The sequence below is a fragment of the Metabacillus litoralis genome (genome assembly GCF_003667825.1).
GTDB lineage: Bacteria > Bacillota > Bacilli > Bacillales > Bacillaceae > Metabacillus > Metabacillus litoralis_B.
Genome location: NZ_CP033043.1, coordinates 2,414,037 through 2,435,817, shown reverse-complemented (window position 1 = coordinate 2,435,817; position 21,781 = coordinate 2,414,037). Strand labels below are relative to the sequence as shown.

General features: G+C 36.4%; 23 protein-coding genes and 1 pseudogene. 22 read left to right on the top strand and 2 right to left on the bottom strand.

Translation table 11 applies throughout. The features are described 5' to 3' along the window. The first annotated feature begins 93 nt into the window (after nt 1-93). From D9842_RS12120 to D9842_RS12080, 9 genes and pseudogenes are all read left to right on the top strand, one after another. Nucleotides 94-972 (top strand): endonuclease domain-containing protein, encoded by an 879-nt coding sequence (locus D9842_RS12120; protein WP_121662755.1) that lies wholly within the window; start codon nt 94-96, stop codon nt 970-972. 242 nt (nt 973-1,214) lie between these two features. Then, nucleotides 1,215-2,981, top strand: a pseudogene (locus D9842_RS12115) (vitamin B12-dependent ribonucleotide reductase); the annotation flags it as partial. Nucleotides 2,982-3,392: 411 nt separating this feature from the next. Continuing rightward, nucleotides 3,393-3,812 carry a transcriptional regulator MntR gene (gene mntR / locus D9842_RS12110; protein WP_098796009.1) on the top strand — a complete coding sequence of 140 codons (420 nt, stop codon included), beginning with the start codon at nt 3,393-3,395 and terminating at the stop codon, nt 3,810-3,812. Nucleotides 3,813-4,242: 430 nt separating this feature from the next. After that, nucleotides 4,243-5,262, top strand: coding sequence for an ABC transporter ATP-binding protein (locus D9842_RS12105; protein ID WP_121662753.1), 1,020 nt, complete (start codon nt 4,243-4,245; stop codon nt 5,260-5,262). Further along, on the top strand, nt 5,237-6,205 hold the full coding sequence (locus tag D9842_RS12100; protein ID WP_121662752.1) for an ABC transporter ATP-binding protein: 969 nt from the start codon (nt 5,237-5,239) through the stop codon (nt 6,203-6,205). The genes D9842_RS12105 and D9842_RS12100 overlap by 26 nt, the downstream gene beginning before the upstream one ends. 45 nt (nt 6,206-6,250) lie before the next feature. Further along, on the top strand, nt 6,251-7,864 hold the full coding sequence (locus D9842_RS12095; protein WP_121662751.1) for an ABC transporter substrate-binding protein: 1,614 nt from the start codon (nt 6,251-6,253) through the stop codon (nt 7,862-7,864). Between the two features lie 77 nt (nt 7,865-7,941). After that, a complete protein-coding gene (locus tag D9842_RS12090; RefSeq protein ID WP_121662750.1) occupies nt 7,942-8,949 on the top strand; it encodes an ABC transporter permease in 1,008 nt (335 codons plus the stop codon). 19 nt (nt 8,950-8,968) lie between these two features. After that, a complete protein-coding gene (gene nikC / locus D9842_RS12085) occupies nt 8,969-9,868 on the top strand; it encodes a nickel transporter permease (RefSeq protein ID WP_121662749.1) in 900 nt (299 codons plus the stop codon). Nucleotides 9,869-10,053: 185 nt separating this feature from the next. Continuing rightward, complete coding sequence (locus D9842_RS12080; protein ID WP_121662748.1) at nt 10,054-10,941, top strand: patatin-like phospholipase family protein; 888 nt, start codon at nt 10,054-10,056, stop codon at nt 10,939-10,941. On the opposite strand, the gene D9842_RS12075 is transcribed toward D9842_RS12080, so the two are convergent. After that, complete coding sequence (locus D9842_RS12075; RefSeq protein WP_121662747.1) at nt 10,938-11,318, bottom strand: SA1362 family protein; 381 nt, start codon at nt 11,316-11,318, stop codon at nt 10,938-10,940. The genes D9842_RS12080 and D9842_RS12075 overlap by 4 nt on opposite strands. A 43-nt stretch (nt 11,319-11,361) precedes the next feature. Continuing rightward, complete coding sequence (locus D9842_RS12070) at nt 11,362-12,306, bottom strand: DUF1385 domain-containing protein (RefSeq protein WP_121662746.1); 945 nt, start codon at nt 12,304-12,306, stop codon at nt 11,362-11,364. Nucleotides 12,307-12,765: 459 nt separating this feature from the next. On the opposite strand from D9842_RS12070, the gene D9842_RS12065 reads away from it, so the two are divergent. The 13 genes from D9842_RS12065 (at nt 12,766) to D9842_RS12005 (ending at nt 21,553) form a co-directional block, all read left to right on the top strand. Beyond that, nucleotides 12,766-13,299, top strand: coding sequence for a YqhR family membrane protein (locus tag D9842_RS12065; protein ID WP_121662745.1), 534 nt, complete (start codon nt 12,766-12,768; stop codon nt 13,297-13,299). A 186-nt stretch (nt 13,300-13,485) separates the two neighbouring features. Then, a complete protein-coding gene (aroQ, locus tag D9842_RS12060; RefSeq protein ID WP_121662744.1) occupies nt 13,486-13,920 on the top strand; it encodes a type II 3-dehydroquinate dehydratase in 435 nt (144 codons plus the stop codon). Nucleotides 13,921-13,923: 3 nt separating this feature from the next. After that, on the top strand, nt 13,924-14,985 hold the full coding sequence (locus D9842_RS12055; RefSeq protein WP_121662743.1) for a M24 family metallopeptidase: 1,062 nt from the start codon (nt 13,924-13,926) through the stop codon (nt 14,983-14,985). An 84-nt stretch (nt 14,986-15,069) separates the two neighbouring features. Further along, nucleotides 15,070-15,627, top strand: a complete 558-nt coding sequence (gene efp, locus D9842_RS12050; RefSeq protein WP_121662742.1) for an elongation factor P — start codon at nt 15,070-15,072, stop codon at nt 15,625-15,627. A 156-nt stretch (nt 15,628-15,783) separates the two neighbouring features. Next, nucleotides 15,784-16,065 (top strand): YqhV family protein, encoded by a 282-nt coding sequence (locus D9842_RS12045; protein WP_121662741.1) that lies wholly within the window; start codon nt 15,784-15,786, stop codon nt 16,063-16,065. Nucleotides 16,066-16,163: 98 nt separating this feature from the next. Then, the gene (spoIIIAA, locus tag D9842_RS12040) at nt 16,164-17,084 is read left to right on the top strand and encodes a stage III sporulation protein AA (protein WP_121662740.1); all 921 of its coding nucleotides are present in this window, start codon (nt 16,164-16,166) and stop codon (nt 17,082-17,084) included. Continuing rightward, nucleotides 17,081-17,596 (top strand): stage III sporulation protein SpoIIIAB, encoded by a 516-nt coding sequence (gene spoIIIAB / locus D9842_RS12035; RefSeq protein WP_098796024.1) that lies wholly within the window; start codon nt 17,081-17,083, stop codon nt 17,594-17,596. Before spoIIIAA ends, spoIIIAB begins: the two co-directional genes overlap by 4 nt. Before the next feature lie 23 nt (nt 17,597-17,619). Further along, entirely contained in the window at nt 17,620-17,826 is a 207-nt protein-coding gene (spoIIIAC, locus tag D9842_RS12030; protein ID WP_026558844.1) for a stage III sporulation protein AC, read from the top strand. A 14-nt stretch (nt 17,827-17,840) separates the two neighbouring features. Then, complete coding sequence (gene spoIIIAD, locus D9842_RS12025) at nt 17,841-18,233, top strand: stage III sporulation protein AD (RefSeq protein ID WP_176551010.1); 393 nt, start codon at nt 17,841-17,843, stop codon at nt 18,231-18,233. Nucleotides 18,234-18,367: 134 nt separating this feature from the next. Beyond that, the gene (gene spoIIIAE / locus D9842_RS12020; RefSeq protein ID WP_121662739.1) at nt 18,368-19,573 is read left to right on the top strand and encodes a stage III sporulation protein AE; all 1,206 of its coding nucleotides are present in this window, start codon (nt 18,368-18,370) and stop codon (nt 19,571-19,573) included. A gap of 14 nt (nt 19,574-19,587) precedes the next feature. After that, nucleotides 19,588-20,238: a stage III sporulation protein AF gene (spoIIIAF, locus tag D9842_RS12015; RefSeq protein WP_121662738.1), complete on the top strand. Its 651-nt coding sequence runs from the start codon at nt 19,588-19,590 to the stop codon at nt 20,236-20,238. Further along, entirely contained in the window at nt 20,231-20,890 is a 660-nt protein-coding gene (spoIIIAG, locus tag D9842_RS12010) for a stage III sporulation protein AG (protein ID WP_121662737.1), read from the top strand. Before spoIIIAF ends, spoIIIAG begins: the two co-directional genes overlap by 8 nt. Next, nucleotides 20,891-21,553: a SpoIIIAH-like family protein gene (locus D9842_RS12005; protein WP_269671072.1), complete on the top strand. Its 663-nt coding sequence runs from the start codon at nt 20,891-20,893 to the stop codon at nt 21,551-21,553. The last annotated feature ends 228 nt before the right edge of the window (nt 21,554-21,781 follow it).

Sequence of the window (21,781 nt, the reverse complement as noted above, 5' to 3'; positions counted from 1 at the left end):
CTCGTGAATTGCTGGAAACTCTTTATGGTTTAAGTTATTAATTACTTCTAGATCTTCATAATTGAAAGATAATTAACTAGAGGTGAATTAAAAATGATAAAACCATATGATGCATCTGAATTACAAGAATGTAAAATATGTCATTTTCAAATATCTCATAACAAACAAGGGAAGTTCACGTCACATCTAAAGAAACATGGTCTTACATTAAATGAATACCTTTTAAAACACTATTACCAAGACAATGACTTGAAATGTGCATATGAGTTATGTCGAAGGCTTGTAACATTAAGAAGAGGGAAGCCTAACAAGTTTTGTAGTATTTCATGTGGTGCTAAAGGAAAACCATTAGTTTGCCAAACATGCGGTAAGAAGTTTGAGGCTAAACATAGAGGTACCAAAACCTGTAGTCAAATATGTGCACGAAAGTTAAAATCACAAAAGCTTGCTAATTGGCATCATTCAATGAGCAATGAACAAAAGCAGGAACATTTTAGGACTATAATTAATAAAACAGCAAAAACTAGAAAGTTAAATAAAACTCCTTCTTGGAATAGTGGTAAAACTGGGATTTATAGTAAAGAGACCATAGATAAGATTCGTGCATCTATATTGAAACAAATGGAAAATCAAGTCTTTAAAAAAACAACAATTGAAAGGTTAATGGAGGAGTATTTAAAGAGACTCAATATAAAATACAAATACTCTTTTGTTTTGAAAGGCAGACAATTTGATTTTCTTTTAATAGAGCATAAATTAATTATAGAATGTGATGGTGACTACTGGCATGCAAATCCAAAATTTTATCCTGAACCTATGCAGTGGCAAATACAGAGGATAAAAATAGATATTGAAAAAAATGAGATTGCCTTAAAAAACGGATTTCAAATAGTCCGTTTTTGGGAAGATGACATATTAAATAATTTTGATAATGTAAAATGCATCATACATGACTTACTGGCTACAACGTAACTGGAAACGGTAAGCGTGAATGCTTAAAAACAGTAAGTGGATAAAGACAATCAGCAGCCAAGCTCCTATTATGGAGAAGGTTCAACGACCATCGAAAACACGTCATACATGGCGGAAGTGAGTAGAGTAGGGATTAAGTGATCCCGAAGTGCGAGGGCACTCAGATAGAGTGTAAGATATGGTCTGAACTCTAAGGTGACTTAGAGAGTTGATCTAACGAATCAACGTAACATTTTTATAAGGCGCAAATGATCATGCTGGCAGACTGGCATCCTGACATCATAGAATTCATTATCTCAAAAATGCAAAACCCAAGAATTTTACGTTACCTAATTGAAAACACAAACGATGAAGCGATTAAAAAATACGCTCAAGATAAATTAAAATTCACACCACTAACACAACAAGAAATTGATATGTATCAAGGAATTGTGAACTACAAGCAAATTCCGGGCACAGGTGGATTTAGTGAAAAGATTATTAAAGACGCAGAGTTAAAACTACGTACTGGCGGTACTTACAGTGTTCATAATTCAGAGTTTTTAACAGGAGCAAATATTTCTGTTACTTTAACAAAAGATTTTATGGAAGCCGTTGAGAATGATGCCGAATATGAGCTTCGATTCCCAGATGTAGAGAGCTACACTCAGCAAGAAATGAACGAATACAATGAAAACTGGCATAAAGTTGGGGATGTACGTGAATGGGCGGGTCAAGGCTACAAAGTTCGTACGTACCGCAAAATTAAAGCAAAAGAGCTTTGGAACTTAATTAATATTTGTGCAACGTATTCAGCAGAGCCAGGTATTTTCTTTATAGATAATGCAAACGACATGACAAATGCTAAAGCATATGGTCAACAAGTTGTTGCGACAAATCCGTGTGGCGAGCAACCCCTCGCGCCATATTCCGTTTGTAACTTAGCAGCAGTGAACCTTGCGGAAATGGCAAACAAAGAAACAAAAACTGTTGACTTCGATAAGCTTAGAAAAACAGTTGAAGTAGGAGTAAGAATGCAAGATAACGTAATCGATGCAACTCCATACTTCTTACCAGAAAACAAACATCAAGCTCTAGGTGAGCGTCGTGTCGGTCTTGGTGTAATGGGTCTTCATGACTTACTAATCTATTGTGAAACAGAGTACGGTTCTGAAGAAGGTAATCAGTTAGTAGATAAAGTATTTGAAACGATTGCTACTACTGCATACCGTGCATCTATTGAACTTGCTAAAGAAAAGGGAAGCTTCCCGTTCTTAACTAATGAACAAGAAGCAGAAACAAATCGTTTAAGAGAAGCATTCACACAAACAGGCTTTATGAGCAAAATGCCTGAAGATATTCGTGAAGGTGTAAAAGAATACGGAATTCGTAATTCACATCTATTGACTGTTGCTCCTACTGGATCCACAGGAACAATGGTTGGCGTCGCAACAGGCCTTGAGCCTTACTTCTCATTCTCTTACTTCCGTAGCGGGCGTTTAGGGAAGTTCATTGAAGTAAAAGCGGATATCGTTCAAGAATATTTAGATCAACATCCAGAAACAGATGCGAATAACCTACCATCATGGTTCGTATCAGCAATGGAATTAGCACCGGAAGCACATGCTGACGTACAATGTGTTATCCAGCGTTGGATTGATAGTTCGATCAGTAAAACTGTAAATGCTCCTAAAGGTTACACAGTTGAGCAAGTTGAAAAAGTGTATGAGCGTTTATATAAAGGTGGAGCAAAAGGCGGTACTGTTTATGTAGATGGTAGCCGTGACACACAAGTTTTAACATTAAAAGCAGAAGAAAATACGTTTGATGATAGTGACGAAGAAGTTGTTCCGAAAGAAAAAGGGAAAGTAGTACTTGTAGATACTATAAATGACCTTCGTTCAACAGACGTTACAATTGGTAATGAAGTAGGGAACACTTGCCCGGTTTGTCGTGAAGGTACAGTTGAAGATTTAGGCGGCTGTAACACATGTACGAGCTGTGGAGCACAATTGAAGTGCGGGTTATAATATGAACTTTTAAAAAGGATCTGACCATGTCAGGTCCTTTTTATATGAGGAGGAGTGAAATTCATCATGTCGAAAAATGGTGAATTTTATCTAATCGAAGATACGATCCCAATAATCGTAGATAAATCTCAGGAATCGTAGATAAAATGGACAAAATCGAAGATAAACTCCTCAAAATCGAAGATAAAAGAACCTCGCAACAGATTTTAATGTCACTTCATTTTAAATACACTACCTGAAAATGCTATAGAAATGAGCAATCAAGTTATTTTCTCATGGAGAATTTGTTCTTTATTAGGATCACTCATGAAATTGGGAGTGCTTTCCTAATATTCCTTGTCATTACCTTTAAACTCATGTAAAATTGTAATGATTTCGTTAAAAAAGATCGGCAATTCTGGAGGGGACTACATGCCAACACCTAGTATGGAAGATTATATCGAACAAATATATTTACTTATTGAAGATAAAGGATATGCACGTGTTTCTGATATTGCAGAAGCATTGGCTGTTCATCCCTCCTCCGTCACAAAAATGGTTCAGAAATTAGATAAAGATGAGTATTTAATTTATGAGAAATATCGCGGGCTCGTGTTAACGAATAAAGGGAAGAAAACAGGAAAACGACTAGTTTATCGCCATGAGCTGCTAGAGCAGTTTTTAACTATTATCGGCGTTGATCAAGATAAGATATATAATGATGTTGAAGGTATTGAGCATCATCTAAGTTGGAATGCAATCGATCGAATTGGAGATCTTGTTCAATATTTTGAAGAAAAAGAAGAGAGAATTCAATCACTACGGAATATCCAAAAAAATAATGAAGAGTAAGAAAAGCGGTGAATGATAGTTAAATCTCATTCACCGCTTTTTTGTTTGTCCAAAAAGATACTTGGTATAAAAAGTAACCAACTCCTTGTCTGTGTAAAGAAACATTGTAATGATAAGAAAGGTAAAATCACTATTAATGTATTGGGATATTATTTTGATTATTATCCTGAGAAAGAATTAGAAGCTTTTTTGAAAAAAAGGTGGCGCGAGGGTGTGATCCTTTTTCTGCAATGTTCCTTAATGTATTTAACTCTTTAACGCAAGCTAGCAGTAAAGGTTTAAAGTGGTGATATCGAAATATGTCGAAAGAAAGTCCTTTCAATATGACAAAAAACGACAATATTAGAATATTTTTTATGTAATAATATTCACTACTTTCATTATATTTTAATAATTTAAAATTTTAACAAGATAATTGGTAGGTGATCAAATGAGTAAAGAACCTATACTTCAAATAAGAGATTTAAAGGTATCCTTTCGTTCTGAAAAAAAGCTGGTCCCAGCAGTTGATGGAATAAGTTTCGAGTTAAATAAAGGCGAAATCTTAGGGATTGTTGGAGAGTCGGGAAGTGGAAAGAGTGTTACATCATTGTCAACAATGGGATTAATACCTAGCCCTCCTGGTGTGGTTGAGCATGGTGAAATATTATTTGAAGGTAAGGACCTAACAAAATTTAGTGAAAAAGAAATGCGAGGTATCCGAGGGAATCAGATATCGATGATCTTCCAGGAGCCTATGACTTCATTAAACCCATTGTTTACAATAGGCAATCAATTAATTGAAGCTTTAAAGTTACATACAAATCTAGCGAAAAAAGAGGCAAGACTGCGTGCAATTGAATTGCTTAAGTTAGTTGGAATACCAAGAGCAGATGAAATCGTTAATGATTATCCACATCAACTCTCCGGGGGGATGAGGCAAAGGGTAATGATTGCGATGGCGATGGCCTGTAATCCGCAAGTCTTAATCGCGGACGAACCTACAACTGCTCTAGATGTTACGATACAAGCCCAAATTCTATCTCTTATGAAAGATTTAAATGAAAGAATGAATACATCAATCATTTTTATTACTCATGACTTAGGAGTAGTGGCAGAAGTATGTGATAGGGTAATTGTTATGTATTCCGGTCAAATTGTCGAACAAGGTGACGTAAAAACAATCTTGAAAAATCCTAAACATCCATATACAAAGGGATTAATTAAATCGGTTCCTGATATTCGAGGGAAAAAAGATCGGTTATACAGTATACCTGGTAACGTTCCACGACCTGGAAGTATTATAAACGGATGTCGTTTTGCAGCAAGATGTGAGGAAATGTTTGGTCAATGCCAAGAAGAAACACCTCAACTATATAAAATGGAAAAAGAAGATCATAATGTTCGATGCTTTTTGCATAGTGGAAAGGAGGAAGTAGAGAAAAATGACAGAGTTACTTCTTCAAGTTAACGGGTTAAAAAAGTATTTCCCTATAAATGGTGGATTACTTGGCAAAAAGCAAGGTGAAGTGAAAGCGGTTGATGATTTATCTTTCTTCGTTAAAAAGGGCGAAACATTAGGAATCGTAGGTGAAAGTGGTTGTGGGAAATCTACAACAGGCCGATTGCTTATGAGATTAATAGAAGCTAGTGACGGAAGCATCATTTTTGAAGATAAAGATCTTAGGAACCTGTCTAAAACAGAATTAAGAAAAACACGAAGAGACATACAAATGGTTTTCCAGGATCCTTATGCTTCTTTAAATCCGAGACATTCTATTGAAAAAATTTTAGAAGAGCCCCTTATTGTACATGGTATTGGTTCAAAAGAAGAGAGAAAGAAACGAGTTCAAGAGATGTTAGAAATCGTTGGCTTGAGCAGCTACCATGCAAGAAGGTATCCACATCAATTTAGTGGTGGACAACGTCAAAGGATTGGTATTGCGAAAGCGCTTATGACAAAGCCTAAATTAATTATCGCCGATGAGCCGGTGTCAGCATTGGACGTATCCATACAAGCCCAGGTACTAAACTTAATGAAAGATATACAAAATGAGTTTCAACTTACCTATATCTTTATTGCTCATGACCTTGGTGTTGTTCGTCATATTAGTGACCGAGTGGGTGTTATGTATTTAGGTAGATTAATAGAGTTATCTGATAGTGAGGAACTTTATACGAACCCGATGCATCCTTATACACAGGCACTACTATCTGCTGTACCTATCGCAGATCCAGAAAATAATCGTGAGAGAATTACGATTACTGGTGAAATACCAAGTCCATCGAATCCTCCTGCAGGATGCGCCTTTCATACAAGATGCTCAGAATGTATGGACATTTGTAAAACAACTCGACCAGAATATAAAAATATAAATGGTCATTTTGTTGCATGTCATTTATACAATGACTAACATGCAGCATTTATGATAAATAAAAAAATGGGGGTAAGAAAGCGAATGAAAAACAAATCACTCAAGCTGCTACTTATTTCACTATTAGCGATTAGTATGCTTCTAGTTGGATGTAGTGGTAACTCAAACGAAAAAGCTGGTGGCGAAGGACAGTCTTCTAGCGAAGGAGAGAAAAAGGATACTTTAGTTTTTGGACGTGGGGGAGATTCGACATCTCTTGATCCAATTACAACAACTGAAGGTGAAACATTTAAAGTAACTGAAAACATTTTTGAAACCTTAGTTGAATATGGAGAGCAAGATACAACACTTCACCCAGGACTTGCAGAGTCATGGGAAGTTTCAAAAGATGCTCTTACATACACATTAAAGCTACGTCAAGGTGTTAAATTCCATGACGGTACAGATTTTAATGCAGAAGCAGTTGTTTTTAACTTTGAACGTTGGATGAATGGAAATGCAGATGATTTTCCTTACTACACAATGTTTGGGGGATTTAAAGGTGAAGAAGGGCATGTTATTGAGTCTGTTACAGCTGTAGATGAAAATACAGTTCAATTTGTTCTAAACCGCCCACAAGCTCCATTCTTAAAGAACCTAGCAATGTCTCCATTTGGAATCGCTAGTCCGACTGCAGTTGAAGAATCTGGTGACAAATTTAGAGAAAATCCAGTTGGTACTGGTCCATTTAAATTTGTGGAGTGGAAACAAAACGATCGTATTGTACTTGAAAAGAATGAGGATTACTGGTTAGAAGGTTTTCCTAAGTTAAAGCAAGTTATTTTCCGTGTTATTCCTGAAAACTCATCAAGACTCAATGCTTTAACAAATGGTGAAATTGATCTTATGGATGGGTTAAATAATTCAGATGAAGCAACAATTACAGGTAATGATCAGCTTCAATTAATTGAGCGTCCATCGATGAATACTGGATACTTAGGATTTACAGTAAATCGTCCTCCATTTGATAATAAACTTGTACGTCAAGCATTAAACCATGCAGTTGATAAAGAAGCAATTATCGAAGCATTTTATGGTGGTAAAGCAGAAGTTGCAAAGAACCCAATGCCGCCTTCTGTTGAAGGATACAATGATGAGATTGAAGCATATCCTTATGATTTAGAAAAAGCAAAGGAATTATTAGCTGAAGCAGGCTATGCTGATGGATTTGAAATGGATCTTTGGGCTATGCCAGTTGCACGTCCTTATATGCCTGAAGGCATGAAGGTAGCAGAGGTTATCCAAGCGTCATTTGCTGAGATTGGCGTTAAAGCAGAAATTCAATCAGTTGACTGGGCAACTTACTTAGATAAAGCTGCTAAAGGTGAGTTTGACGCTTACATGTTAGGTTGGACTGGTGATAATGGAGATCCTGATAACTTCTTATACACACTTTTAGACAAAGATAGTATTGGAAGTAACAACTATTCTTATTACAGTAATGATGAGCTTCATGATGTATTAATTAAAGCTCAAACTGAAACAGAGCAAAACACAAGAAATGATTTATACAAACAAGCTCAAGAAATCATTCATGATGATGCACCATGGGTTCCATTGGTTCACTCAACACCGTTATTAGCAGGAACTAGTGATTTAGTAAATTATTTACCACATCCAACTGGTTCTGAGGCATTAACGAAAGTTGAATTTAAATAATCATGTAAAAAGGGGAGCTCTGTCTCCCCTTTTGTTAAGCAAAATATTGATAGTTTCTACAAAAAGAGGTGAGCAATATGTTTTCTTATACAGTCCGTCGTGTTTTTTCACTTATACCCGTATTGTTTGGAATGACATTAGTTGTGTTTGCAATAATACGTGCTATACCAGGTGATCCAGCGCAGGTTATTCTTGGACAAAAGGCTACGAAAGAGGCCATTGCTACATTAACGACAGAACTAGGATTAGATAAACCATGGTATATCCAATATGTGGATTATATAAAAGCACTTTTGACAGGAGATCTTGGAACCTCCCTTAGAACTAGGGGTCCAATTAATGAGGAAATTTGGCCGTACTTAGCTGCAACGATTGAACTAACGATCGTGGCGATGATAATCGCTATATTTATAGGGGTAAATGCAGGTATTATTAGTGCATGGTTCTCAAATTCATGGTTTGATTATTTAGCTATGATCTTGGCGTTAGTTGGTGTATCAATGCCAATTTTCTGGCTTGGCTTAATGGAGCAATGGGCGTTTTCGATAGAGTTAGGATGGTTGCCTTCAACAGGAAGAGAAGATGTTAGGAACCCGATAACCGCCATAACGAATATTTATATGATCGATACCTTGCTTCAGGGCAGGACAGATCAATTTGTTCAGGTACTACAGCACCTTATCCTTCCAAGTTTGGCATTAGCTACAATACCGATGGCGATTATCGCAAGAATGACTCGTTCTACAATGTTGGAAGTAATGAAATCTGATTATATTCGTACAGCTAGAGCGAAAGGTCTAAAAATGTTCTGGGTTGTTTATAAACATGCTTTAAAAAATGCTATTATTCCAGTTCTAACTGTAATTGGTTTGCAAACAGGTCTGTTATTAGGTGGAGCCATTTTAACAGAAACGATTTTCGGTTGGCCGGGAATTGGTCGTTATTTATATGATGCAATCGGTTATCGAGATTATCCAGTTATACAATCAGGAATCTTAGTCATTGCAGCCATTTTTATTTTAATCAATTTAATCGTCGATTTATTATATGCTGTCGTTGATCCACGTATAAAATATCATCAATAATTAGAATGGGGGGATAATTGTGGCAGAGTTAGCAAAAAACACTCCAAATCCTTTGAATACCGCTGTTGAGGAACAAGTAACACCACCTTGGAAAGAGGCTTGGAAATCCTTCTGTAAAAATAAATTAGCGCTTGTTGGTCTTGGGATTGTTATCTTTTTTATCATTCTGGCCATATTGGCGCCTGTTATTGCTCCTTATGGCTTTAAGGAACAGGAATTATCAAAACGACTGTTAGCACCATCAAGTGAGCATTGGTTTGGAACAGATGATTTCGGGCGTGATATTCTCTCAAGAATTCTCTATGGTGCTCGAATTTCGCTGTGGGTTGGTTTCTTTTCTGTATTAGGTTCTGCGATTTTTGGTACACTTTTAGGGATTATTGCAGGCTATTATGGACGTTGGGTCGATTCAATTATTTCAAGAATCTTTGATATTATGCTTGCCTTTCCAAGTATTTTATTAGCGATAGCTGTAGTAGCGATCCTTGGACCATCTTTACAAAATGCTTTAATTGCAATTGCTATTATAAATATTCCTAACTTTGGTCGTCTGGTTAGATCAAAGGTTTTGAGTGTGAAACAAGAAGAGTATATTATGGCAGCAAGGGCAGTAGGGATGAAGGATAGCAGAATCCTATTTAGACATATCCTGCCGAATAGTATGACGCCCATCATTGTACAAGCAACACTAGCTATCGCAACAGCTATCATTGAAGCTGCAGCTCTAGGTTTCCTAGGGTTAGGAGCACAAGCACCAAATCCGGAGTGGGGAAAAATGCTGTCAGATTCTAAGCAGTACCTTGTACAAGCGCCATGGACACTTTTCTTTCCTGGATTAGCGATTATGTTAACTGTACTAGGATTTAATTTAATGGGTGATGGTTTACGAGATGTTCTTGATCCAAAAATGAAACAATAAAGTCTTTAGGAAAAACCCTTTTATTGATAAGGGTTTTTTTCTTTGAGTTTATGTTTTATAGCTAGTAAGTTTGAAAGGTCATCTCAAAATATAAGTACATGGTGTAAATGATTCCCCTAAATGATGATTGATGGTCTATTTTCATTTCCCTGCTCTTACACTATTAGAGGGAAGGGGAGAGGCCGATGCAAATTGATGGTGTTTTCTCAGGTGGGGGTATTAAAGGGTTTGCGCTCATTGGTGCCTATCAGGCGATTGAAAAAAGGGGATATCAATTTAAAAGGCTAGCTGGTACAAGTGCAGGTTCTATTATTTCTGCATTCATTATTGCAGGTTATACAAGTGATGAAATTTTGAAGATAATGGATGAAGTAGATTTGAAAATGTTTTTGGATGAACGTAAATCTCTTCTGCCTTTACCATTTACGAAATGGCTCTCATTATATTGGAATCTTGGGTTATATAAAGGGAATAAATTAGAGGAATGGCTATGTCAGAGGCTAAAAGAAAGAGGTATTTCCACGTTTGCTGATATAGCACCGGGGAGTTTAAGAGTTATTGCTTCTGATTTAACCAATGGAAGGTTGATTGTTATACCTGATGATCTCCATCAGTACGGTATTAACTCACAATCCTTTTCTGTGGCAAAGGCAGTGCGCATGAGTTGTAGCTTACCTTATTTTTTTGAACCTGTTAAGTTGAATACTTCTAAGGGGGCTACTATATTTGTAGATGGGGGAGTTCTTAGCAATTTCCCGATTTGGCTATTTTATCAGCAGGATAAGCCTTTTAAAACAAGGCCGGTTCTTGGCGTAAAGCTTAGTTATAGTGAAAAAGAACGACCTAAAAAGAAGATTAATAATGCAATTGATTTATTTGGAGCATTATTTGAAACAATGAAGGAAGCACATGATGGGCGGCATATTTCAAGACGACATGAAAAAGATATGGTGTTTATCCCTGTTGAGGATATTGTAACAACCGAATTTGAATTAAATGAACAAAAAAAACTAGCCCTTATAGAGCTAGGTAGAAACAGAACGAATGAATTTCTAAAGAAGTGGTCTTTTTAGAAAAACGCTCTGTTTTTCTTTTTGCCTTTTTTTCCTTCTATGACAGTTAAATGAGAAGGAGTTTGTTTTTTCTTTTTGATTGCAGAGGATTTTCTTGCCTTTTTAGCTTGTGAAATGTTTTTGACATTAGAAGACTTCGTGCTACGGTCGTCAAAACGTCTTTTAGATTGCTTTGCAGCTTTCATATAAGAGGAATGTTCTTTGCCCATTCTTCTTTTTGAAAATAATCGATAAACAAGATAGATTAAACCAGCAATAGCAGCATAGATGGCGATTTGTTTTAAAAGCCATAGAGGATCAGATACTAACGTTGTAATAAAACCAATAACCCCTAAAGAGATAACAATCATGACAATCCAATTCACACGACGATTCATTTGACCACCTCCAAGAAAAGATACCAATCAAAGTAGATTATAATTAGACAATTTGTTCTGTAGATGTTTCTGTCTCTTTTTCCATCCGAATTAATTCATTAAAGCTTGCAATCGCCACTTCAACTTGATCGTTTGTAGGCTCCTTTGTTGTTAACAGTTGTAACCAGAGTCCTGGATATCCTAAATAGCGTAACACTGGTAGTTCACGAACTTTATTCGTTAGCTGTAACACTTCGAAGGAAATACCTAATACAACAGGTATCAAGGCTAGTCTGTTCACGATTCGCAGCCATAGAGGATCAGTCGGGACAAGAGTGTAAACAAACACACCCACAATCACGGTGAATAAAATAAAGCTACTACCACATCTGTAGTGCAACCTGGATTGACTTTGGACATTTTCAACTGTTAATTCCAAGTCGTTTTCATAAGTATTAATTACTTTATGCTCTGCACCGTGGTATTGAAACACCCTCCTAATTAAAGGTGTAAAAGATATAGCATATATATATGCTAATAGTAACACAAGTTTGAAAGCGCCTTCTAAGAGAATTTGCCCGAAGTCTGATGATATAAGGGGGCGGAAAAATTCGGCTAAAAAAACGGGTAGAAGAGTAAAAATCACTTTTCCAAAGAAAAATGAAAGGACCCCGACTGCTGCAATTCCCAGCCACATCGTAAGCTTTGAATCATTCTGTTTCTCAGCTAACATTTTTTCGTCATTTTCAGGATCTACTTCAAAACGTTCAGTAGCAAAATTTAGATGCTTTGAACCATTTGCACTTGCTTCGATAATGGCAACAATACCTCTTAAAAAGGGTATTTTTTTTAGTTTTGATAAAACAGGTTGATTTTTTCTAGGTAAATGAAAATAATCAATTGAGTTATCGTTTCGTCGAATGGCTGTTACATAATGATGCTTACCACCAAACATAACACCCTCGACAACAGCTTGCCCACCATATGCAGGCTTGTTTTGATTTGACATATGACACCAACCTATCTATTCCTAATTCTAAATTAAAGTAAACAACGTCTAATACAATGTTTAGCTATTATCTCTATAATACAGAATTTGAAAGGAAACCTCTAGAGCGATGTTTAGAAATGAACAATATGATTGCGTATTTCTTCTTCTGTTCATGGTTGGATTTTTTGTCAAAATAAAACCTTAGCCCCCATGTCATCTTCGTTAGTGTAACCAATAGCCTGGAAAACATTCCTTTATTTACATTATACCCATGCATTTTCCTGCTAGACATGGAATTTCCATTTTATTTGAAAATTATCTCGACTTGGTGCACGTAAACTTCCTTAGGTCATCTGTGCTTTTTTGTGCACCAACACCTCTAATATAGTCTTTTAAAATTTCTTCAACAAAAAACTGTATTTCTAAAAACATGGACAATCAAAAAATTGGACATAGTAATAATGGAGGTGTTGGAAAATGGCGGATAAAAAGAAACAAAATGATGATGAACAAAAGCTAGAGGATAACCCTAAATTAGAACAAAACAAAAAAGAAGAACCAATGTCAACGGTCGGAAAAACGATAACTACAGGTTTTGTTGGAGGAGTATTTTGGAGCTTGTTAGCATACTTTTCTTATATTTTAAATTTTACGGAAATTAGTCCTAACTTAATTCTGCAACCATTTGCATTAGGTGATTGGAAGGATAGAACATTAGGGCATCTAATAAGCATCGTTATACTGGGACTGGTGTCTATCGGTGTAGCATTAGCTTATTTTGCTATACTGAAACGATTTAAATCCTTGTGGATTGGTGTTGCATTTGGTGGGGCCTTGTGGGCATTAGTTTTCTTTGTTTTAAATCCAATCTTTCCAAATTTGGATACGGTTTTTGAACTGCCTCGTGGAACTGTTGTTACTACATTATGTCTTTATATTCTATACGGTGCATTTGTTGGATACTCAATTTCATTTGATTACAATGAATTTCAAGCTAATCCTAAAAGCTGAACGAAACAATAGTAGAGATGTGTTCAGATATGATAGAATGTTCATGTGATGAACATTCTTTTTTTATTCTATTATGTATAAGCTTATGTTGAAGCTTATTTGTTAATTGTAGCAGTGGGAAGTTGTTCCTATGCGATATTAACAGATTGTTTAACTTAAGGATTAACTGTGAGGTGTAAGAGAGTCATGAAGGTTTTAGTTATTAATGGGCCGAACCTAAATAGGCTTGGATTAAGAGAACCTGAAATATACGGTTCAAAAACATTAACAGATCTTGAGAAAGACCTTTTAACAATTGGTGAAAAAGTAAATTGTGAAGTTACATGCTTTCAATCAAATCATGAAGGAGATTTAATTGATGCAATTCATGAAGCAAATGAGCAATATCATGGTATTGTTATAAACCCTGGTGCTTTTACACATTATAGTTATGCAATACGAGATGCGATTGCGAGCATCTCTCTACCAGTCATTGAAGTACATATCTCAAATATCCATGCTAGAGAGGAATTCAGACATACATCTGTAACAGCACCGGTCACAGTTGGGCAAATTATTGGACTTGGCTTTAAAGGATATGAGCTGGCGATTTTAGCATTAAAAGAACGAATTGGAGGGTAAAATATGAAACTTGAAAAAATTCGTCAACGTTTTAAAGAATTATCAATTGATGGTCTTTTAATAACGAGCAGTTATAATAGAAGATATATGACTGGCTTTACAGGTACCGCTGGTGTGGTTGTCATTTCTGAAGACAAAGCAGTTTTTATAACAGACTTCCGTTATACAGAGCAAGCAGCAAAGGAAATCGAAGGCTTTGAAATTGTTCAGCATACTGGCCCAATTATTGAGGAGGTAGCTGATCAGGTTGAAAAGCTAGGTATAAAACGACTTGGTTTTGAACAGGATTCTTTAACTTATCAATTATTTTCTTCATACAAAGAAGCAATAAAGAGCAGTGAATTTATTCCAGTTTCAGGTGCTGTGGAAAAGTTACGCTTGATTAAGTCACCAGCAGAGATTAAGATATTAAAGGAAGCTGCTGAAATAGCGGATGCGGCTTATAAACACATTTTAACTTACATAAAACCAGGGTTAAAAGAAATTGATGTGGCAAATGAGCTTGAATTTTTCATGAGAAAAAACGGAGCTGTTTCATCATCTTTTGACATCATTGTAGCCTCAGGATATCGCTCGGCCTTACCTCATGGTGTAGCGAGTGAAAAGGAAATTGAAAAAGGTGATTTTGTAACACTTGACTTTGGTGCATACTACAAAGGATACTGTTCAGATATTACTAGAACGTTCGCAGTAGGTGAACCAAGTGACGAGTTAAAGAAAATCTATTCGATTGTTCTGGAGGCTCAATTACGGGGCATGAACGGCATTAAGCCAGGTTTAACTGGTAAACAAGCAGATGCTTTAACACGTGACTACATAAAAGAGCAAGGATATGGGGAGTACTTTGGTCATTCTACCGGACATGGTCTTGGTATGGAGGTTCATGAAGGTCCAGCCCTTTCCTTTAAATCGGATACAGTTCTTGAGCAAGGAATGGTTGTCACGGTTGAACCGGGAATCTATGTAGCCGGCCTTGGTGGAGTAAGAATTGAAGATGATACAGTAATCACGGAAAAAGGAAATGAGTCTTTAACTCATTCACCGAAAGATCTTATTATTTTATAATAGGAAACATCTTTTTATATAAAAGAATGATGTAAATATTCGTTTACCATTCCTTATTTATATATCACTAGGAGGATTTTTTTAATGATTTCAGTAAATGATTTTCGCACAGGTTTAACAATTGAGGTAGACAACGGCATTTGGCGTGTAATGGATTTCCAGCACGTTAAACCTGGAAAAGGAGCAGCGTTTGTTCGCTCAAAATTACGTAACTTACGTACAGGTGCTGTTCAAGAAAAAACATTCCGTGCGGGTGAAAAAGTAGCAAAAGCGCAAATTGAAACACGCAGAATGCAATATTTATATGCAAATGGCGACCAACATGCTTTTATGGATACAGAAACATATGACCAAATTGAATTAAACTCTACTCAAATTGAGTATGAATTAAAATTTTTAAAAGAAAATATGGAAGTTCAAATTGTAATGTTTGGTACAGAAACTCTAGGGGTGGAATTACCAAATTCAGTTGAATTAGAAGTAACAGAAACAGAACCTGGTATTAAAGGAGACACTGCTTCTGGTGGAACTAAACCAGCTACTCTAGAAACTGGTTTAACAGTTCAAGTTCCGTTCTTTATCAACCAAGGTGATCGTTTAATCATTAACACAACTGAAGCTTCTTATGTTTCGCGTGCATAATTTAAGTTAATAGTAGGGAAAAGAGGTGCAGAGTATGCATCTCTTTTTTTGTGAAACAAAGAAAATCGGGTGGTGCACTGGCACCGCCCGATTTTTTTCTGTCTAATTTTTCTCTTTGCAGCATATGTTGTACAAACTGTGTTTTAGGAGGACAACATGAAACGATTATTCTCTCACATTGATTCTACTGTTATGACAATGGCTGGACTGAGGTTTTTATCTGCTTCAATTGAACTTACAGCTGCGATATTAATGCTTCTCTTTAATGATGTAAAGAAGGCTGTTACGATCAATTCTTTGTTAGCAATTGTAGGTCCAGTCATTTTTATTGTAACAATGACGATTGGAATCTTTCACATTGCTGATCAATTATCTTATGCCAAATTATTATTTATTGGTCTTGGGGTGTTCTTTATCTTATTTGGAATCTATAAGTGAACGTGTCTACTTCCTACAAAACATTATGTAAATAAGTAATGATTATGGTCAAGCCTGCATACATTAGAGTAACGAATAGGTTAATAGGAGGAAGCGGTATGAAGGAAATGATAGAAATGCTTCCGGAATCGATTAGTAAAGAACTTGTGAAGCTTCACCCTGCAAGTCTGTCTCGAATAGAAGAAATCCGAATACGTGTTATGAAAAGAGTTGAAGTGATTATTGCTGGAAAGCCTGTCTTTCTTTCTTATAACACAACCTATGAGGATTCAATCAATCTATTAAATGAGCTTAGTCATTACTCCATTTACACATTAGAGGATGAATTAAAAAAGGGTTATATTACCGTCCGAGGGGGACATCGTGTTGGTTTATCAGGACGAGTCATTACAGAAAATGGACGAGTCAAAGCCATTCGTGATGTAACTTCGTTTAATATCCGAATCGCAAAAGAAAAGATAGGTATCGCTGAGAAATATCTTCCCTATCTTTATCAACAAAAATGGTTGAACACATTAATTATTGGCCCTCCTCAAACAGGAAAAACGACTCTATTAAGAGATTTTGCTCGCTTAATTAGTAGTGGATATCAACAAATTGAATCCAAAAAAGTAGGAATTGTTGATGAAAGATCGGAAATTGCCGGGTGTGTAAAGGGTGTTCCACAGCATCAATTAGGTGAACGTGTGGATGTTCTTGATGCTTGTCCAAAGGCTGAAGGAATGATGATGATGATCAGGTCGATGAGTCCTGATGTGTTAGTTGTTGATGAAATTGGTACGTTAGAGGATGCAGAAGCTGTAATGGAGGCTGTTCATGCGGGAGTTCAATTATTTGTAACGGTACATGGATACCGTGCAAGTGAGTTGTTGAATCGGCCAAGCTTAAAAGCGTTATTTGAAGCCAACGTCTTTGATCGTTATGTAGAGTTAACTAGAAGGGATGGCCCAGGAACGGTTCAACAAATAGTAAACAATCATGGTCAACACTTACTAAAAAAGGAAGTGTTACATAAATGATCAAATGGGTAGGTGCGATCCTCATTGTCATTGCAACAACCTGGGTGGGTTTTGAAGCGGCAAAGCACTTGAGTCAAAGGACGCGGCAACTAAGGCAGCTTAAGGTTGCATTACAATCACTGGAGGCAGAAATTATGTACGGCCATACCTCTCTTATTGTTGCGTCCCAAAATATCTCAAAGCAGCTGCCTAAGCCGTTATCATGGTTTTTTGAACAGTTTGCTAAAAAGCTGGTTAAGGGTCATACAAGTGTCAAAGGGGCTTGGGAGGAGAGTCTTCAAGAAATTTGGCGTTTTACAGCGTTTAAGCAAGGAGAGTACGAAGTCCTAAAGCAATTTGGGGAAACTTTAGGACAGCATGATCGTGTTTCACAGCAGAAGCATATAAAGTTAGCGCTCTCTCATTTAGAAAGGGAAGAAGCAGATGCAATTGACCGTCAAAATCGCTATGAAAAAATGGTGAAAAGCTTGGGTGTATTATCAGGGTTATTATTAGTCATTTTATTGATGTAGAAGTGGAAGGGAGTCGTCTTTAGGTGGGTGTAGATATTAACACGATCTTTCAAATTGCCGGGATAGGAATCGTCGTTGCATTTCTCCACACAATTTTAGATCAAATGGGAAAAAAAGAATACGCACAATGGGTTACACTCATTGGCTTTATTTATATCTTATTCATGGTTGCATCTATAGTAGATGATCTATTCAAGAAGATAAAATCTGTCTTTCTTTTCCAAGGGTAAGGGGGGCGGCCACTATCGAAATTATTCAAATCGTAGGACTAGGGCTAATTGCAACCTTTCTTGCACTGATCGTAAAAGAACAAAAGCCGACCTTCGCTTTTATGCTTGTTGTGTTTGTCGGCTGTGTTATTTTTCTGTTTTTGATAGATCAGGTGTATGAAATCGTTCGGATGGTAGAACGAATTGCATTTAACGCAAATGTGAATCTCATTTATGTGGAAACTATTTTAAAAATCATTGGAATTGCTTATATCGCAGAATTTGGTGCACAGATTACGAAAGATGCTGGACAAGGTGCCATCGCTTCTAAGATTGAATTGGGAGGGAAGATTCTCATATTAACAATGGCGATTCCAATTTTAACGGTCATTATTGAAACAGTCCTTGGGATGATACCTGGAACTTAATTTTACCTGTTACAGGGCTAAAGCGCCCGAATCACTCATCTCTGACCTCTCAGGCAGTAGGAAACAATCAAGAATCAACTAGTAAATCACAACAATTAATACTCTATTTGACATGTTTTAGTGGAGGTGTATGAATGAGAGCATTTCTTAATATCTTACTCTTTCTTTCTATTTTTCTTGCGATCCCAATAAGTGTACAAGCCTCCACGACAGCACCTCAGGAAACCGAAGATCCGGGAATGGAATTGAACACAGAAACATTTGTAAATGAACAGGTTGAGAAACTTGATGTCACCGACATTAAATCCTATTGGGATGCGGTGATGACGGAATACGGGGGGTTTCTACCAGAAAGTCAGAAAGGGAGCTTACTTCAATTTTTAAGTGGGGAAAAAGAGCTTTCCTTTCAAGAATGGATGAAGGCATTTCTCAAGTTTTTGTTTCATGAATTAATTGCTAATGGAAAGCTGCTAGGCACATTAATATTATTAACCATTTTTAGTATGCTGCTTCAATTACTACAAAATGCTTTTAATCAAAGTACAGTAAGTAAAGTGGCATACGCATTGGTATACATGGTGTTAATTATTATTGCACTGAACAGTTTTCATGTTGCGATTGAATATACAACCAATGCGATCGAGTCAATGACAAATTTTATTTTAGCTCTTATACCGTTGTTATTAGCCTTAATGGCTTCATCAGGGGGAATCATTTCAGCGGCATTTTTCCATCCAGTAATTATTTTTTTAATGAACACTAGCGGATTATTAATCCAAAATGTAGTCTTACCGCTTCTGTTCTTATCGGCTTTATTAAGTATTGTTAGTACGTTAACAGATCAATATAAAGTAACTCAGCTAGCGGGACTGCTAAGAAATATAAGCATCGGTTTACTTGCTTCATTTCTAACCATTTTTCTTGGGGTGATATCCGTCCAAGGGGCATCTGCAGCTGTGTCAGATGGAATCACCATTCGTACAGCAAAGTTTATTACTGGAAACTTTATACCAGTACTAGGTCGGATGTTTACTGATGCAACTGATACAGTAATCAGTGCTTCAGTTTTATTAAAGAATACAGTGGGTGTAATCGGGGTAGCGATTCTCTTAGTTATTGCCGCATTTCCAGCGATTAAAGTATTATCTCTAGCCTTTATTTATAAATTTGCTGCATCTATCCTTCAGCCGCTTGGCGGAGGCCCGGTTATTACCTGTTTAGATATTATTAGTAAAAGTGTTATTTATATCTTTGCAGCATTGGCAATCGTTTCTCTTATGTTTTTCTTGAGCTTAACGGTGATCATTGCAGCAGGAAATCTGACGATGATGATGCGATAAAGGAGGAATCTAGGATGTCATTTTTAACAGAATGGATTACCAATATTATCGTGTTTATTTTACTGGCTGTTGTCATTGACTTGCTTCTACCAAATTCATCTATGCAGAAATATGCAAAGATGGTCATCAGTTTATTGCTAATCATTGTCATTATTAACCCAATCTTTAAAATATTTTCTGCTGATATGAATGAGGTTTTGAGTGAATTTAGATTGCAAGCTTCTTCAGAAGGTGAAAATGGAAAAAATTTAATAGAATTTCAGAAAAAAGAAATACAAGCCTCACAACGTGCATATATTTTAAAACAAATGGCTGTCCAAATGAAAACGATGGCAGAAGAGGAGCTGGTGCAAAGTTATGATGTCATGATTGATACGATCCACCTTTCCGAAAACAAACAAGTAGAAGAAATCAATTCTCAAAAAGACTTGCAACATATTCAGGTCATATTAAAACCAAATGTAGCAAAAGAAGCGGCAGAGGATGGGGCGGTTGAAGTTGTTCAGCCTGTATCCATAGATACTACAAGTGAATTAGTAAAAGAAGAACTAGTTGATGAAAATCAACTATCAAAAATGGTAGCATCATTGGCTGAAATTTGGGAAGTTGAAGAAGAAAAAATCTCAATTGACTTGGAAAGGGGGGAGGAGTCATTAAATGAGTAATAAAGAAAGCTTCATTGATAAGCTAAAGTCAATGCTTGGTCAATCAGATTCTAAAAAACCATCAAAATATCATTATTTTATTCTCGTATTCGTGCTAGGCGTAGCATTCATGCTGTTTAGTAATCTTTTTACAGGTAGTGAGGATTCAGTACAAAATGCACTACCGGTCACATCTAGTACTGAGGAAGCTGAAAGTACAGAAGTGTTTAAGCAGGCAAAGGGTGATACGACTGGCTCCATCTCTGATTATGAGGCTGAATACGAAAACCAATTAAAAGAAGTGCTTGAAACAGTCTCAGGTGTAGGAAATGTACATGTTGTTGTAAATGTTGATTCAACAGCAAAGAAAATAATTGAAAAAAACAGCGTTTCCCAAAGCCAAACAACAACAGAAACGGATCGTGAAGGTGGGAAACGAGAAGTGGAAGATCAATCAATAGATGAACAAGTTGTCATCATCCAGGATGGTGAAAAAGAGACTCCAATTATTGTTCAAACACAAAAGCCGGAAATTCGTGGGGTTCTAATTGTTGCCGAGGGTGCTGACAACATTCATATAAAAAAAACAATAGTAGAGTCAGTTACACGGGTGTTAGGAGTACCTAGTCATCGAGTAGCTGTAGCATCGAAAAAAATGAAGGAGGATGAATAGATGATGTTGAAAAAACAAACGGTTTGGTTATTAACAATGTTAAGTTTAGTGGTGGTATTATCAGTTTATTATGTAACATCTCCTGAAGGTGGAACAAGTAATATCGTAATGACAGGAGAAGATCAAGAAGTTAGTGAAAATGCAACAGCTGAAGAAGCTGCCGAAGAGCAACCTGCAGAAGAAGGAACTGAAGGTGAAAATACTGAGGGTGAAGCAACTGAAGGCGAAGGCACAGAAGCAGGAGAAGAAGCTGATGTTCAAACAGAAGAGTTAGAAGATGGAACAGTAATCTCTAGTGTTTCTAGTGATGAGTTATTCACAGAATTACGTTTGCAATTAGATGATCAACGTAATGAAATGAAAGAGCAATTGCAAGCTATTGTAGCTAGCAATGACGCGTCAGCGGAAGAAAAAAGTGATGCTTATGACGAGATGGAAGCTTTAAATGATGCAGCGCGTAAAGAAATGCTTTTAGAAACTTTAATCAAATCAAAAGGCTTTGACGATGCGCTAGTACGTGCTGAAGGAAATGATGTGAAAATTACGATTAAAGCAGAAGAGCATAGTAAAACAGCTGCAAATGAAATCATGCTACTAGTAAGAGATGAAATGGAAAACATGGAAGATGTTATTGTTACCTTCCAACCAGTAAGAGATAAATAATTTTTAAAAATAACCAAAAAGGTTAGCCCTAAAATGATAGGGCTAACCTTTTTACCATCTTATTCTGTTTTTAGAAACGATTAAATATAGCACAATACTAAAATAAATCTACTTATTACCGGTAGAAACGAAAAGAAATGGGTAGAATTATTGTTGAATTTCTTCTCACATGTACTGTAAGATGGTATTATGGGACTAAGTTTTAGTACTAGATTATAAATTAGCAGA

What these genes read in the sequence shown, in the direction of transcription:
- D9842_RS12120 (WP_121662755.1), top strand. Translation starts at nt 94, where the DNA reads ATGATAAAACCATATGATGCATCTGAATTACAAGAATGTAAAATATGT.
- mntR (WP_098796009.1), top strand. Translation starts at nt 3,393, where the DNA reads ATGCCAACACCTAGTATGGAAGATTATATCGAACAAATATATTTACTT.
- D9842_RS12105 (WP_121662753.1), top strand. Translation starts at nt 4,243, where the DNA reads ATGAGTAAAGAACCTATACTTCAAATAAGAGATTTAAAGGTATCCTTT.
- D9842_RS12100 (WP_121662752.1), top strand. Translation starts at nt 5,237, where the DNA reads ATGACAGAGTTACTTCTTCAAGTTAACGGGTTAAAAAAGTATTTCCCT.
- D9842_RS12095 (WP_121662751.1), top strand. Translation starts at nt 6,251, where the DNA reads ATGAAAAACAAATCACTCAAGCTGCTACTTATTTCACTATTAGCGATT.
- D9842_RS12090 (WP_121662750.1), top strand. Translation starts at nt 7,942, where the DNA reads ATGTTTTCTTATACAGTCCGTCGTGTTTTTTCACTTATACCCGTATTG.
- D9842_RS12080 (WP_121662748.1), top strand. Translation starts at nt 10,054, where the DNA reads ATGCAAATTGATGGTGTTTTCTCAGGTGGGGGTATTAAAGGGTTTGCG.
- D9842_RS12075 (WP_121662747.1), bottom strand. Translation starts at nt 11,318, where the DNA reads ATGAATCGTCGTGTGAATTGGATTGTCATGATTGTTATCTCTTTAGGG.
- D9842_RS12070 (WP_121662746.1), bottom strand. Translation starts at nt 12,306, where the DNA reads ATGTCAAATCAAAACAAGCCTGCATATGGTGGGCAAGCTGTTGTCGAG.
- D9842_RS12065 (WP_121662745.1), top strand. Translation starts at nt 12,766, where the DNA reads ATGGCGGATAAAAAGAAACAAAATGATGATGAACAAAAGCTAGAGGAT.
- aroQ (WP_121662744.1), top strand. Translation starts at nt 13,486, where the DNA reads ATGAAGGTTTTAGTTATTAATGGGCCGAACCTAAATAGGCTTGGATTA.
- D9842_RS12055 (WP_121662743.1), top strand. Translation starts at nt 13,924, where the DNA reads ATGAAACTTGAAAAAATTCGTCAACGTTTTAAAGAATTATCAATTGAT.
- efp (WP_121662742.1), top strand. Translation starts at nt 15,070, where the DNA reads ATGATTTCAGTAAATGATTTTCGCACAGGTTTAACAATTGAGGTAGAC.
- D9842_RS12045 (WP_121662741.1), top strand. Translation starts at nt 15,784, where the DNA reads ATGAAACGATTATTCTCTCACATTGATTCTACTGTTATGACAATGGCT.
- spoIIIAA (WP_121662740.1), top strand. Translation starts at nt 16,164, where the DNA reads ATGAAGGAAATGATAGAAATGCTTCCGGAATCGATTAGTAAAGAACTT.
- spoIIIAB (WP_098796024.1), top strand. Translation starts at nt 17,081, where the DNA reads ATGATCAAATGGGTAGGTGCGATCCTCATTGTCATTGCAACAACCTGG.
- spoIIIAE (WP_121662739.1), top strand. Translation starts at nt 18,368, where the DNA reads ATGAGAGCATTTCTTAATATCTTACTCTTTCTTTCTATTTTTCTTGCG.
- spoIIIAF (WP_121662738.1), top strand. Translation starts at nt 19,588, where the DNA reads ATGTCATTTTTAACAGAATGGATTACCAATATTATCGTGTTTATTTTA.
- spoIIIAG (WP_121662737.1), top strand. Translation starts at nt 20,231, where the DNA reads ATGAGTAATAAAGAAAGCTTCATTGATAAGCTAAAGTCAATGCTTGGT.
- D9842_RS12005 (WP_269671072.1), top strand. Translation starts at nt 20,891, where the DNA reads ATGATGTTGAAAAAACAAACGGTTTGGTTATTAACAATGTTAAGTTTA.